The 13,325-nt window shown below is 65.4% G+C and carries 10 protein-coding genes; 8 read left to right on the plus strand and 2 right to left on the minus strand.

The window, feature by feature from the left end; genetic code table 11:
• The first annotated feature begins 888 nt into the window (after positions 1 to 888).
• The 5 genes from ACT53M_RS19870 (at position 889) to ACT53M_RS19890 (ending at position 8,388) form a co-directional block, all read left to right on the plus strand.
• Positions 889 to 3,321, plus strand: a complete 2,433-nt coding sequence (locus ACT53M_RS19870; protein WP_476235653.1) for a TonB-dependent receptor — start codon at positions 889 to 891, stop codon at positions 3,319 to 3,321.
• A 4-nt stretch (positions 3,322 to 3,325) separates the two neighbouring features.
• Positions 3,326 to 4,726, plus strand: a complete 1,401-nt coding sequence (locus tag ACT53M_RS19875; protein WP_476235655.1) for an MFS transporter — start codon at positions 3,326 to 3,328, stop codon at positions 4,724 to 4,726.
• A gap of 18 nt (positions 4,727 to 4,744) precedes the next feature.
• A complete protein-coding gene (locus ACT53M_RS19880) occupies positions 4,745 to 5,686 on the plus strand; it encodes a TauD/TfdA dioxygenase family protein (RefSeq protein ID WP_476235656.1) in 942 nt (313 codons plus the stop codon).
• 63 nt (positions 5,687 to 5,749) lie between these two features.
• Positions 5,750 to 7,405 carry an arylsulfatase gene (locus ACT53M_RS19885; RefSeq protein ID WP_476235658.1) on the plus strand — a complete coding sequence of 552 codons (1,656 nt, stop codon included), beginning with the start codon at positions 5,750 to 5,752 and terminating at the stop codon, positions 7,403 to 7,405.
• A complete protein-coding gene (locus ACT53M_RS19890; protein WP_476235659.1) occupies positions 7,402 to 8,388 on the plus strand; it encodes a formylglycine-generating enzyme family protein in 987 nt (328 codons plus the stop codon). Before ACT53M_RS19885 ends, ACT53M_RS19890 begins: the two co-directional genes overlap by 4 nt.
• Here the strand turns inward: ACT53M_RS19890 and ACT53M_RS19895 are convergent.
• A complete protein-coding gene (locus ACT53M_RS19895; RefSeq protein WP_476235660.1) occupies positions 8,354 to 8,491 on the minus strand; it encodes a zincin-like metallopeptidase domain-containing protein in 138 nt (45 codons plus the stop codon). The two genes, ACT53M_RS19890 and ACT53M_RS19895, sit on opposite strands and share 35 nt — an antisense overlap.
• Positions 8,492 to 8,521: 30 nt before the next feature.
• Here ACT53M_RS19895 and ACT53M_RS19900 point away from each other — a divergent pair, with 30 nt between their 5' ends.
• Positions 8,522 to 8,644, plus strand: coding sequence for a hypothetical protein (locus ACT53M_RS19900; protein WP_476235662.1), 123 nt, complete (start codon positions 8,522 to 8,524; stop codon positions 8,642 to 8,644).
• Positions 8,645 to 8,830: 186 nt separating this feature from the next.
• Here the strand turns inward: ACT53M_RS19900 and ACT53M_RS19905 are convergent, their stop codons facing one another.
• Entirely contained in the window at positions 8,831 to 9,955 is a 1,125-nt protein-coding gene (locus tag ACT53M_RS19905; RefSeq protein WP_476235664.1) for an ROK family transcriptional regulator, read from the minus strand.
• Positions 9,956 to 10,167: 212 nt separating this feature from the next.
• Between ACT53M_RS19905 and ACT53M_RS19910 the strand changes: the two genes are divergently transcribed.
• Together ACT53M_RS19910 and ACT53M_RS19915 are read left to right on the plus strand one after the other, a co-directional pair.
• Entirely contained in the window at positions 10,168 to 12,432 is a 2,265-nt protein-coding gene (locus tag ACT53M_RS19910) for a TonB-dependent receptor (protein ID WP_476235666.1), read from the plus strand.
• A 30-nt stretch (positions 12,433 to 12,462) separates the two neighbouring features.
• Entirely contained in the window at positions 12,463 to 13,287 is an 825-nt protein-coding gene (locus ACT53M_RS19915; RefSeq protein ID WP_476235667.1) for a DUF1868 domain-containing protein, read from the plus strand.
• Positions 13,288 to 13,325 lie beyond the last annotated feature (38 nt).

The following is a 13,325-nucleotide window of genomic DNA, read 5'->3' on the forward strand; positions in this document are numbered from 1 at the left end:
GACAAAATGCCCTTGCCAAGGGGGCGTCCACATATGAATCAGATCGCGCACCTCACATCAATGGGGCCTGACCCTAGACGCCTTCCGCCTTCAAAAGCTGCTGCCGCTCGAACACGACGGGCGACAGCGAGCTCGGCGACGAGCTGCCGGGTGACCCGTTGGTACAGGCTGGCATGCGGTTCGGGGGACCGGACGGCCGGTCGTGCAACATGGTCCTGCGGCGTGCGCCGGGCGCGACGGCCGGGGGTTGCGGGCATGGTCCTCGCCTCCTTTCCCGCCCACCCACAGAGCCTCCCCGGAAAGCGGGGGTGGGCGGCAAGAGGCGACCGGCAAGGCGCGGGCCGAGCGGCGGCGGCACCCGCAGGGCCGCAATGCAATGGAGGAGCCGGCCGCAGGCCGGCTTGCCGCCGCTGCGTCCGCGCCTAGAAGGGAGCGCCGCCCACTCCCGCGCCGCCGGGAGAGGCCCTCAACAACGCCGCCGCGCGCCAGCGCGGCGACCGCTGGAACGACGATCCGCCCGCTAGCAACGACCATGCCGGATCCAGCCCGATGAACCGACCGTGTTGGGGAATCCGCGGCAGGACATCGCGGCGAACGACCGCTGTCGCCCCTCGTTCCACCCGCCAAAGCTGAGCTTCGCGCTCACAAACTCAAACTAGGCTCCCAATCCCTATCAAATCAGTAGAAATTAAATGTCGAGAGAGGGAGGTTATATGATCCACCGCGATTGCCGGAGCCGCTGACCGCACACGCGGTTCCCTAAGGCAGACGAAATTGGCCGGATCGGCGTCGCCCCGGCGTCCGCACACAGGCTGCGCCGGACGGGGATGGGGCGCGTCCGTCGGCCGGCCGCGATCTGCCGACGATCCGATTTTCAGGGAGAAACCATTGTCGTTCCAACCTTTTGTGCCGGCATGGCTTGCCGGCGCCAGCCTTGCTGCACTCTTGGCCGGTACGGCCCAGGCACAATCCGTGCAGCTGGCCGCAGCCGATCCGATGCGTGCAACCTCCACCGCAACCGCAACCAAAGTGGAAACCGACGCAGCGGCCGCGGACGAGCAGCGCGACATCGTCGTCACTGCCCGTCGCCGCACCGAGCGGGCGCAGGACGTGCCGATCGCGCTTAGCGCCATCAACGGCGAGACACTGGCCGCGCGGGGCGACTATCGGCTCGACCAGATCCAGCAGCTGGTGCCGGCGCTCCAGGTGTTCAGCTTCAACCCGCGCAACACCAATATCAATATCCGCGGCCTTGGCTCGAACGTTGCCCTCACCAATGACGGCATCGAGAACGGCGTCGGCCTGTATATCGACGGCGTCTATTATGGCCGGCCAGGGCAGAGCCAGTTCGACCTGGTCGACCTCGAGCGCGTCGAGGTACTGCGCGGGCCCCAGGGCACGCTGTTCGGCAAGAACACCACCGCTGGCGCGATCAACATCACCTCGCGCCTGCCGAGCTTCACGACCGAAGCGCAGGGCGAGGCGAGCTTCGGCGACTATGGCTATCGGCAGCTGCGCGGATCGCTGAGCGGCCCGCTGATCGACGGGATCGCCGCCGCGCGGATCAGTCTGGCCGAAACCCACCGAGACGGCTTCCTGCACAATGTCACGACCGGCAAGGACGTCCATAATTACGACGATTTCACCGCGCGGGGCCAGTTGCTGGTCACGCCGCTTTCAGGCCTGTCGATCCGGCTGATCGGCGACTATTCGAACCAGCGCCAGCAATGCTGCGTAAACCTGCCGGTATCGGTTTTCACGACGTATAATAACGGCACGACCATCGCGAACAACTGGCTGCAGCGGGTTGCGCGTGCCGGCTATACGCCGCTGCCCTTCGACCCTTTCGCGCGGAAGACCGACGCCAACTCGCCTTTTTATGCGAGAATGGACACCTGGGGCCTGTCCGCGCAGATCGACTATGACCTGGGCGGGGCAACAATCACGTCCGTCACTGCGGGCCGGCACTGGAACTGGTATCCGTCGAACGATGCCGACGTCACGGCGCTTTCGGTCAACCTACAGAGCAACCAGCAGAATTTCCAGCGCCAGTTCAGCCAGGAAGTACGCATCGCCTCCAATGGCGAGCGCCCCGTCGACTGGCTGATCGGCGGCTATTATTTCTGGCAAGTCGTGCGTGGCGTCGGCGCTGCTGTTTACGGCGCGGATGCGCCCAACTGGCTCTACCCGAATGACACGCCCGTCGTTGCCGATGCGGCGGTCAACGGCTTCACATCGCGCTCCCGCTCCGATCCGCATACCCGCAGCCTTGCCGCCTTCGCCCAGACGACGTGGCACATCGATCCGCGGCTGAGCCTTACCACGGGCCTGCGCTTCACCCATGAAGACAAATGGGGCAGCTATGTGTCGCAACAGACCGACGGCAAGTCGCTCGCGGGGCTTACCGCGGCACAGGCGGCGCGCGCGCAGGCGATCCGCAATGCGCTGAACCCGGCTGCGAATTACAGCGTCAGCGCGAAGGACGACAGCCTCTCCTGGCTGGCCACGCTGAGCTGGAAGCCGGTGGAAGCGGCGCTGGTCTATGCGACCTATTCGCGCGGCACCAAGTCGCAGGGCCTCAACCTCACAACGATTCCGGCTGGCGTCAGCGCCGTGGTGGAACCGGAACAGACCGACAATTACGAAATCGGGCTGAAGTCCCAGTTGTTCCACCGCACGGTCACCGCGAACCTCGCGGCCTTCTGGGACGACGTAACCAATTACCAGACGACGATCGTCCAGCAGGTGATCGGCACCAACAGCTACATCAACTACATCGCCAACATCCCCAAGGTCCGCTCGCGCGGGTTCGAAGCGGATCTCGCGTGGCAGCCGATCGCAAGTCTCGGCTTCACCGGCGCGCTTGCCTATACCGACGCTACCTATCGCAACTATCCGAACGGCCCGACCCCCGTCGAGGCACTGAACCCGACCGCTGGGCAGCCCGCCGGATCGCCGGTGCAGGACATGAGCGGGCAGCGGCTCGCCGGCGTACCCAAATGGTCCGCCTCGTTCGGCACCGACGCCTCGCACGCGCTGACCGACCGCATCGATCTGTACGGCCATGCCGACTGGTCGTGGCGATCCAGCTATTACACCGTTGCCAGCGACAGTCGCTACGGCCTGGTGCCGGGCTATGGGCTGGTCAACGCGCGCCTCGGCGTGCGGTTCGACAAGGGCAAGCTCGACCTTTCGGTCTGGGCCCGCAACCTCTTCGACAAACAGTATTTCCAGACGCTCAGCGTGGCCAATACCGGGCTCGTCACCGCGATCCTGGGCGATCCGCGCACGCTGGGCGTCACCCTCCGGACGAAATGGTGAGCCCATGGCGACGATCCCCGCCCACGACACCCGGTTCCGTATCGCCTCTCCGGCGCGACGCACCGACGAACCACCGGCGTGGCGGCTGATCGGCTTCGCCTCGCTGGCGGTGCCGATCGCAGGGGCGGGGCTGCCGCTGGCACTGTTCGTGCCGCAGCTCTACGCGACGCACTATGGCCTATCGCTGGCGACGATCGGCCTGATTTTCTTTCTCGGCCGATTCTGGGATGTTGCCGCCGACCCGATCGTCGGCGTGCTGAGCGACCGCACCCGCAGCCGCTTCGGCCGTCGCAAGCCCTGGATCGGAGCCGGCGGTCTGCTGTTCGGGCTGGGCTCGACCCTGCTCTTTTTCCCGCCGCCGGCGGTCGCCCCGCTTTACCTCGCCGCAGCGCTGTTCGTTTTCTACGCCGGCTGGACCATGATCGAGGTGCCGTTCTCGGCCTGGGCGGGCGAACTGTCCGGCGCCTATCACGGGCGCACCAGATCGGTGACATTCCAGCAGACGGCGCAAGCCTCGGGTCTGCTGCTGGTGCTGATCCTGCCGACCCTGCTCGAACAGGTGCGTCCGGCGGACATCGAACTGAAGCTTCATGTCGTCGGCGGGTTCATCCTGCTGACGCTCGCTCCTGCGCTGCTGCTCAGCCTGACGGCTTTTCGCGAGCCACCCCGCCCGGCGTTCGAACCGCAACCCGACGGCTTTCTGCGCACCGCCAGCCTGATCCTGCGCGACCGGCTGCTGGTGCGCGTGCTCGCCTCGGACGTGGCGGTCACCGCCGGCCAGTCGATCCGCGCCGGCCTCATCACCTTCTTCGCGGTCAGCTATATGGATCAACCGGGCTGGGCGAGCGGGCTTTACCTGTTCCAGTTTGTGTTCGGCATCTTCGCCGGACCGATCTGGCTGCAGATCGGCCGCCGCCTGGGCAAGCGCGAAACCGCCATTGCCGGCGAGCTGGTACAGGTAGCGATCAATCTCGGCCTGCTGTTCGTGGTGCCAGGCGCGATGGGGCTGCTGCTGGCACTGACGATCGCGCAGGGCCTGGCGCAGGGATCGGGCAATCTGATGCTCCGCGCAATGGTGGCGGACGTCGCCGACCTGCACGAGCTGGAAACCGGCCACAACCGCACCGGCCTGTTCTTTTCGGTGTTCAGCCTGGCCACCAAGGCCGGGCCGGCGATCGGCATCGGCATCGCCCTGCCCTTCATCGCCTGGATGGGTTTCACCCCAAAAGGCGCGAATGCGCCCGAGGCACTGGAGACGCTGAAGCTAGTCTTCGCCCTCGGCCCGGCACTCGCCCACATCCTGTCCGCCGCCCTGATCTGGCGCTTTCCGCTCGACGCGCAGCGCCACGCCACCATCCGTCGCGCGCTGGAAGCGCGTGCCGCCGGCCAACTCCCCCACGACTGACCCTGAAGGAGAGTGCACATGACCGTCCAGACGCATGCTTTCACCAACGCCGCGGATGCGGACAGCCCGCTCGACATCACGCCCGTCGCCGGCCGGATCGGCGCCGAAATCCGGGGCATCCGACTTGGCGGCGACATCGATGACGCAACCATCGATGCGATCCGCGCCGCGCTCTACCGCCACAAGGTGATCTTCTTCCGCGGGCAGACGCATCTCGACGATGCCGGCCAGGAGGCGTTCGCCGAACGCCTCGGCGATCCGCTCGCACATCCCACCGTGCCGGTGGCGGCCGGGTCGCGCTTCCTGCTCGAACTCGACAGCAAGGAAGGCGAGGCGGCTTCCGCCTGGCACACCGACATCACCTTCCTTCCCGCCTATCCCGCCGCGTCCATCCTGCGGGCGATCACCATTCCCCCGGCGGGCGGCGACACGCTATGGGCCAATGCGGTCACCGCGTATGAAACGCTGCCCGCGCCGCTGAAGGCGCTCTTGGAAAATCTCCGCGCCGTCCACACCAACGCCTATGACTATGCGGCGCAGCGCCCCGAGGCGACCAGCGAGCAGATCCGCCGCCACCGCGAAGTGTTCGCCTCGACCGTGTACGAGACCGAGCATCCGGTTGTGCGCGTCCATCCCGTCACGGGCGAGAAGCTGCTGCTGCTTGGCAGTTTCGTGAAGGGCTTTGTCGGTTTCAGCCGCGAGGATTTCGCCCGGCTGTTCGGCATTTTGCAGGATCACGCGACCAAGCCCGAGAACAGCGTGCGCTGGCGCTGGAGCCCCGGCGACGTGGCGATCTGGGACAATCGCGCCACCCAGCACCGCGCCATCGCCGATTTCGGCCACCAGCGCCGTACCCTGCGCCGGGCGACCATCGCCGGCGACGTGCCGCGCGGAATCGACGGTGCGCCCAGCCGGGTGATCAAGCCCGAGCCGGTCGCGGCAGTCGAAGCCGCCGCCTGACATCGCCCACCTCAGCCGCGCTTCCGGATCGGGAGGCGCGGCGCTTTCTCGGATAGGTCGCCCATGCGTCTACGCCTTGCCGCGCTGCTCCTGTTGCTCCTGCCGTCGCCCGCTGTCGTGGCGCAGCAACCGCCTCGCCCTGCGCCGCCGCCCAAACGGCCCAACATCCTGATCATCGTTGCCGACGATCTCGGCTTTTCGGATCTCGGTGCGTTTGGCGGCGAGATCCGCACGCCCAATCTCGATGCGCTGGCCGAACATGGCCTGCGTCTCACCGGCTTCCACGCCGCGCCGACCTGCTCGCCGACCCGCTCGATGCTGCTTTCGGGCACCGACAACCACCTTGCCGGCCTGGGCAACATGGCCGAGCTGGTTGCGCCGAACCAGATCGGCAAGCCGGGCTATCAGGGGTATCTGCCCGACGATGTCGTAACGCTGGCCGAGCGACTGCGCGACCTGGGCTATGCGACGCTGATGTCGGGCAAATGGCACCTCGGCACGCGGCCGCAGGACGACCCTACCCGCCACGGCTTCGATCAGGCCTTCACGCTTCTCCAGGGCGGCGCCAATCATTTCGGGATCGACGCCACCGCGATACCGCTGCCAGGCCAGGCAACCTATCGCGAGAACGGCGTCACCCTGCCGAGCCTGCCCAAGGATTTCTACTCGTCGGACGCCTATGCGGCGAAGCTGATCGGCTTTCTCGGCAAGGCAGATCCAGCCAAGCCCTTCTTCGCCTACCTGACCTTCACCGCGCCGCACTGGCCGCTACAGGCCCCGGCCGAGGACATCGCCAGATATCGCGGCCGCTACGATGCCGGGTTCGAGGTGCTGCAAGCGCAGCGGCTCAAGCGCCAGCAGGCGCTGGGGCTGGTGCCCGCAGGCGTGACGCCGCACCCCTTCGTGCTGCCCGACGGACGCGACTGGGCACATCTGTCACCCGCGGAGAGGCGCGAGCAGTCCCGGCTGATGGAAGTCTATGCGGCGATGGTCGACCGGCTCGACCAGAATGTCGGCAAGGTCATCGCACACCTCAAGGCTACCGGCCAATATGACAACACCATCATCCTGTTCCTCGCCGACAATGGCGCGGAAGGAATCGACCTCGCCACGACCAAGTTGCCGACCATGGCGCAGCGGCTGAAGGCGGCCGATAATCGGCTCGACAATCTGGGCGCCGCGACCTCCTACACCGCCTATGGCCCCGGCTGGGCGCAGGCAGCGACCACGCCCTCCTTCTTGTACAAGGGCTTCACCAGCGAGGGGGGAACACGGGTTGCGGCGTTCCTCTCCTATCCCGGCTGGAAGCGGCAGGGCGGGATTAGCCATGCCTATGGGACGGTGATGGACGTGGTGCCGACGCTGGTCGAGGCGGCCGGTGGTAGCTGGCAGGGCAGCAGCTATGGCAGCCGGAAGGTACAGCCGGTGCGCGGCAGCAGCTGGCTTCCCTATCTGCGCGGGCAGACCAGGGCGGTGCACGGGCCGAAGGAGATCGTCGGTACCGAGCTGTTCGGTCGCCGCGCGATCCGCCAGGGCGACTGGAAACTCGTCGATCTGGGCGATGGGTGGAAGCTCTACAACCTCGCCGAGGATCCCGGCGAAACCCGCGACCGCGCCGCCGACGAGCCCGCCCGGCTGAAGGCGCTGGTGGCGGCGTGGGACGCCTATGCCAAGGGCGCGGGCGTGGTGATGCAGTCGACGCCGGCGACATTCCCATGAAGTCGCCCGTGAAGCCGGTCGCGCTGCTCGCCCTTGCGCCGCTGGTCGGGCTGCCGCTGCTCTGGGCCACCCGCCCGGCAGCGGCACCCACGCCGGCAGGCCCGCCCCGCGTCTGTGCCGGCAGCCATGCCGACCGGCCGGTTCGCATCGCCGCCAGCCATTTCGTGATGGGCAGCAGCCGCTATTATCCGGAGGAAGGGCCGCCCACCGAGACCGAGGTGCCCGCCTTCGACATCGATGCCCACGAAGTCACCAACCGCCAGTTCGCCGCCTTTGTCGCCGCAACCCGCTATCGCACCGAGGCGGAGAAGCCGGGCGGCGGCGCCTTCGTCTTCGTGCCGCCCAAGACGCCGATCGAGGAACCCGATCCGCGCCGCTGGTGGCGGTTCGTGCGCGGCGCGAACTGGCGCCAGCCCGAAGGCCCCGGCAGCACCATCATCGGGCATGAGGAAGAGCCGGTGGTCGATGTCACCTTTGCCGATGCACAGGCCTATGCCCGCTGGGCGGGCCGCGCGCTGCCAAGCGAGGAACAGTTCGAAGCGGCGGCGCGCGTCGGAGACGCTGATCCCGACGCCGAGCCCAATCCGGATAAGGCGAACACCTGGCAGGGCAGCTTCCCGAACGTGAATACGAAGCGCGACGGCTATGCCGGCCGCGCGCCCGCCGGCTGTTTCAAGCCCAATGGTGCCGGCGCCTATGATCTGATCGGTAATGTCTGGGAATGGACCGAGAGCTGGTATCTGCCCAGCCACGCGCCCTTCGCGGTCGGCGACGGAGCCCCCGGCAATCCCAGCTTCGACCCGCGCCAGCCCGAGGCGAAGGCACGGGTCATCAAGGGCGGTTCCTATCTCTGCGCCAGCAATTATTGCGCCCGATACCGTCCGGCAGCCCGTCACGCCCAGGAGGAAACGCTCGCAGCGTCCCATCTCGGCTTCCGAACGGTTGGCCTTAAGAATGGAGCTCCGAACACGGGGCGTGAATAGCCCGGAGCCGCGAGGCATGACCGGTGGCGAGGGTCAGCTCGTGGAGGCAGGTGCGATAATAGTTGATCAGGTCGAAAAAGGCAGGCTGCAGCGGCACCTGCACATAGCCTTCGTGCGGCGCGTATAGGCGTAGTTGCCGCCGATCCGGACCGCGACGGCGCTCGCGGCGATCACTGCCTCGACGACTTCGCGCACCAGCGATCGCTACCGCAGGGCCGAGATCGGCGATGCGCGGCGCTCGGCGGCAACGCCGTAGCGCGCGGTCGCGCGTTGGCGCGAGGTGCCCTACCCCGTCGCCTCCCACGCGATCGGCAGCACCAGTTGCCCCTCGTCGCCGCTTCTTTGCCGCAACGGTCCGCCTTGTCGGCCACGTTATGATGCGGCATGATGCGGCGGCGCAGCGCAAGCCAGCCAACCCGAGCAAAACATTTCGGCGCGTCTTTCACGTACGGAAATAAGTCTGCCGCAGCGGCAGCATCGCCGCACCCAACGCAGCGGCATTGCCTTGCACTTCGGCTGGAACGATCGTCGCCATCGGCCGCGCCGTGGCGCGGCGCCGCTGATCGAACAGTTCGATCCGCGGGATCAACATCTGGGCCAGCCGGGTTGGAATCTCCCCCCCCAGCACCACCAGCCGCACATCGAGGATCGCTGTAGCATTGGAGACGATGATCGAAACGGAGTCGCGTACGCGCGCAATCCAGTCATCGATCGCGCGCCACGACGGGTCGAAGCGTTCGACCAGATCGCGCACGCTCGCAAGGTCGACGCCCTGCGCCACGACAAGGCGCCGCAGGAGTTCGAGATTGGGAAAGGGATAGATGTTGGGCGGCAGCCCGCCTGCAAATTCACCGGCGTTTCCGTGGATGCCCCGCCACAATTCGCCGCCCAGGATGACCCCCCCGCCGACACCCGACCCGATGAACAAATAGGCGAAACTGTCTTCGCGCTTGCCAACCCCGCGCATCGCTTCGGCGAACGCGGCAAGATTGCCGTCATTGTCCGCCCATGCCGGCATCGCGAACCGCTCTGTGAACAACGCAGCGATATCGATGCCCGCCCAGGCATCGAGGCCATAGGGGGTGTTGTAGCCCTGCCCCTCGCCAATATGCGACCCGGAGACAGCGATGCCGATACCTGCCACGGGATCGTCGCCAGCAAGATGCGTCTGGCGCATCGATTGGACGGTTGCGGCAATATGGTCGAATACGCCTTCGCGTGACGTCGTCGCGATCGGCAGGAAGCTTTCCGCAACGACCGCCCCGGCAAAGTTGGTCAGCGATATGGTAACGGCGTTTTCCGCAAGAGAGACGCCGAACGCATAGGCGGCATTCGGTCGAAGACTGAAGGAGGCGCTGGGATAGCCCCGCTTGCCGGTGACCACGCGCTCACCCTCCAGCAGCAGTCCCCGCCCCGACAGGCCACCGACGATTCGAGAGGCAGATTGCTGGGTGAGCCCAGTCAGAGCGGCAACCTGCCCCTGCGTCACCCCGCCGAAGCGGAACGCGTGGCGCAGGACTGCTCTTTCACTCTCGGTGAGTGTATTAAACGGTCCACTGTCACGCATACAGCCTTGGCATCTCCGAATGGGCTGCCCTCAAAGGGGCTCACGCGCGTACGATAGCCCAATTTGGCAAAAAGACACCACTCACTTGATTCTTTTTCTCCCTCTGTCACAAAAGAAACACATGACGAGAGCAAATTAAGCGCCTTATCGGACTAATGGGCGCATTTTACACCTGCACAGTGTGCCTTAGTGTGCCATGGGAGGAATTTCAGATGGATAAAAGCACATACTGCCGTCTGCTGCTGGCGTCGGTCTCCATCCTTGCATCAACGCTGGCGATCCCCGAGGCGAGCGCCCAGGCTGCGGACACGCCGGACGATAGAGCGGCGAGCACCTCGAGCGACGCTGCCGGCGATATCGTGGTTACGGCTACCCGTCGGCCGGAGCCCCTGCAGAAGGTGCCGATCGCCATATCGCTGGTCGACGGCGACACGCTGCGCAGCGAGAACCGCGCCAGCATCCAGAGCATCTCCGCCATCGCCCCGTCCCTGAACTTCCGCACCACCGCCTCGGCGAAGGATCAGGCGCTCTTCATCCGCGGTCTCGGCACGGTTTCGACGTCACCGGGGGTGGAGCCGACCGTTTCGACGATCATCGACGGAATAGTCCTTGCGCGGCAGGGACAGGCCAGCATGGAGCTGATGGACATCGACCATATCGAGGTCCTGCGCGGCCCGCAGGGCACGCTGTTCGGCAAAAATGCTTCCGTAGGCGCGGTCAACATCGTGACCCGCGCGCCCGGCGACAAACTCGGGGGCTTTGCCGACCTCGGCTATTATACCGGTGGTGAAGAATGGCGCGCCCGTATCGGGGTCTCCGGGCCTCTCGCGGGCGACAAGGTTGGCTTCAGCCTCACCGGCGCCTGGTCGCACTATAACGGCAATGTGACGAACGCCTTTGACGGCTCGCGCGTCAACGGTTTCCGCAATGCCGGGCTTCGCGGCAAGCTTCAGTTCACGCCGGGCAGCGATCTCAAGCTGACATTAATCGCCGATTATGCCGATGCGCGTAGCACGACCCCGCAGGGGGTGGTCGCGGCCACCGCGCTCATCGCCTATCCCAGCGGTACCGTCTCCAACTACCCCGCATTTGCGAGCGCGCTCGCTCCGGTCGTGGCGGGGCCCGACAACCGCGAGATCAACAGCAACTATTTCACGAACGCGCGCGATCGCAACTATGGCGGATCGTTGCAGTTCGACTGGACAATCGGTGACTATGTTCTGACATCGATCTCGGCCTGGCGGGGATGGAAGAACGACCAGGCGCAGGACCAGGACCGGCTCGCAGCGCCAACCCCCGCCTTTGCCCAGCAACATGACATCGGCAATCTCACCTTCAACCAGATGTCGCAGGAATTGCGCCTCGCCTCGCCGAAAGGCGGGATGCTCGACTATCAGGTAGGGTTGTTCTTCTTCCAGGGCGACGATCACGAGCGCTACCAGCGCACGACCACGCTCTCGACCGGCGCGAACTATGTCGGGGTCGCCAATTACAGCGTCTCCAACACCAGCTATGCCGCATTCGGGGAAGCAAATCTCCATTTCACCGACGCCTTGCGCGCTACCCTTGGCGGACGCGTCACGCGCGATGCGCTGCGCTACCAGTTCCTTCGGACTTCAAGTTCGCCCGTTGCGGTGACGGGTATCCAGACGTCCTTTTCTGCAAGAGGGGATACGAGCAGCACCGGCTTTTCGGGTCGCGCCGGGCTGCAATATGACCTCGCGCCAAAGGCGATGCTCTATTTCACCTATGGCCGCGGGTATAAGGGGCCGGCGTATAATGTGGCTTTCTCGATGCTGCCGCAGGACGCGCTGGCGCTGAAGCCGGAAACGTCCGACTCCTATGAACTCGGCCTCAAATCGCGTTTCTTCAACAACATGGTGCGGCTCAACATCGCCGGATTCCTCGACAAGTTCCGCAACTATCAGGTCAACTTCTACGACACCTATAACGGCTCGCCGGTAACCCGGCTGATCAACGCAGGGCGGGTTTCGACGCGCGGCGCTGAAGCCGATCTGACGGTGCAACCCTCGGCTGCCCTGACCTTGTCGATGAGCGGCGCCTATACCGACGCGCACGTCGATCAGTTCACCTGCCCGGCTGGCGCAAACGCGTCCTGCCAGATCAACGGTGGTCCCCTGCCCTATGCCCCGAAATGGAAGGGAAATGTCCGGGCAAGCTATCAGCTACCGCTTAGCGGCAATCTGGCGCTGCGCCTGACCACCGACGCAAATGCCCAAAGCAAGGTACAATACAGCATCAACCAAACCGCCACGACGATCCAGCCCGCGTTCGGTATCTGGAATGCAGGAATCGGACTTGTGGCCCAGGATCGGTGGGACGTGAACTTCGTGGTGAAGAACATCACCGACAAATCCTATTCGACCAATCTGTCGACCTTCGGCCAAGGGGTGGTGCGCTGGGTACCGCGCGATGATCATCGATATGTCGGCATCAACTCGCATTTCCAATTCTGAAGCCGTCGCCGCGCCGACTGGAGCCTGTGAATGAATAATCTCGAAATCCGGCCGAGCCGGCGCGAACTGCTGCTGTGGAGCGCCTCAAGCGCCGCGGCGTGGACCGTACCCGGCACGGCCCAGGCCAACCCCTCGCATTATCCGCCGGATGTCGGTCGCAAATTTGCCGCAGACGGTCGGGTGCTGCCCTTCGCCGGCAACACGGTGATTTGCCACCTCCCACAGCAAGGCGAATTTTCCGCAGCCTTCGACGCGATGCTCGACATCTATCGTGACGCGCCAAACCATGGGTTCGCGAAGAAGATCGCGCTGCTTCCGCCCTCCTCCTATCATATGACGGTGTTCGGCGGTGCCAACGACCGGCCGCGCCTGCGGGAAAGCTGGCCAGCCGACCTGCCCCCCGACCTTCCCATCGACGCGTGCAACCGCATTCTGGCCGAACGGCTGAAGGCTGCCCGATTGGGCATCCCATTGCCGATCCGGATGGAGATCGATCCCGAGCAGCGTCCGGCCAATGGAAGGGCGCTCACCTTCATGCTGCGGCCTGCGGATGATGGCGAGCGCCGAAAGCTAAGGGATCTTCGCGCGCGGCTGGCGGACGTCCTCCAGATCCGCACCGCGTCGCCCGACGCCTATCTGTTCCATATTTCGCTCGGCTACCCCTTGGCATGGATGACGGCCGCCGAGGAATCCGAGTGCCAACAGATCTGGACGCGATGGGTGCGCCATATCGGCGAGCGCAGTCCCGTCATCACCTTGGGCGCGCCCGAATATTGCACCTTCGCCGACATGTACGCCTTCAAACGCCAGTTCTTCCTAGGGTCAGGCCCCATTGATGTGAGGTGCGCGATCTGATTCATATGTGGACGCCCCCTTGGCAAGGGCATTTTGTC

Source organism: Sphingomonas sp. DMC6 (assembly GCF_056314225.1).

Coding starts and splice junctions, on each gene's coding strand:
- ACT53M_RS19875 (WP_476235655.1), top strand. CDS start 3,326: ATGGCGACGATCCCCGCCCACGACACCCGGTTCCGTATCGCCTCTCCG.
- ACT53M_RS19880 (WP_476235656.1), top strand. CDS start 4,745: ATGACCGTCCAGACGCATGCTTTCACCAACGCCGCGGATGCGGACAGC.
- ACT53M_RS19885 (WP_476235658.1), top strand. CDS start 5,750: ATGCGTCTACGCCTTGCCGCGCTGCTCCTGTTGCTCCTGCCGTCGCCC.
- ACT53M_RS19890 (WP_476235659.1), top strand. CDS start 7,402: ATGAAGTCGCCCGTGAAGCCGGTCGCGCTGCTCGCCCTTGCGCCGCTG.
- ACT53M_RS19905 (WP_476235664.1), bottom strand. CDS start 9,955: ATGCGTGACAGTGGACCGTTTAATACACTCACCGAGAGTGAAAGAGCA.
- ACT53M_RS19910 (WP_476235666.1), top strand. CDS start 10,168: ATGGATAAAAGCACATACTGCCGTCTGCTGCTGGCGTCGGTCTCCATC.
- ACT53M_RS19915 (WP_476235667.1), top strand. CDS start 12,463: ATGAATAATCTCGAAATCCGGCCGAGCCGGCGCGAACTGCTGCTGTGG.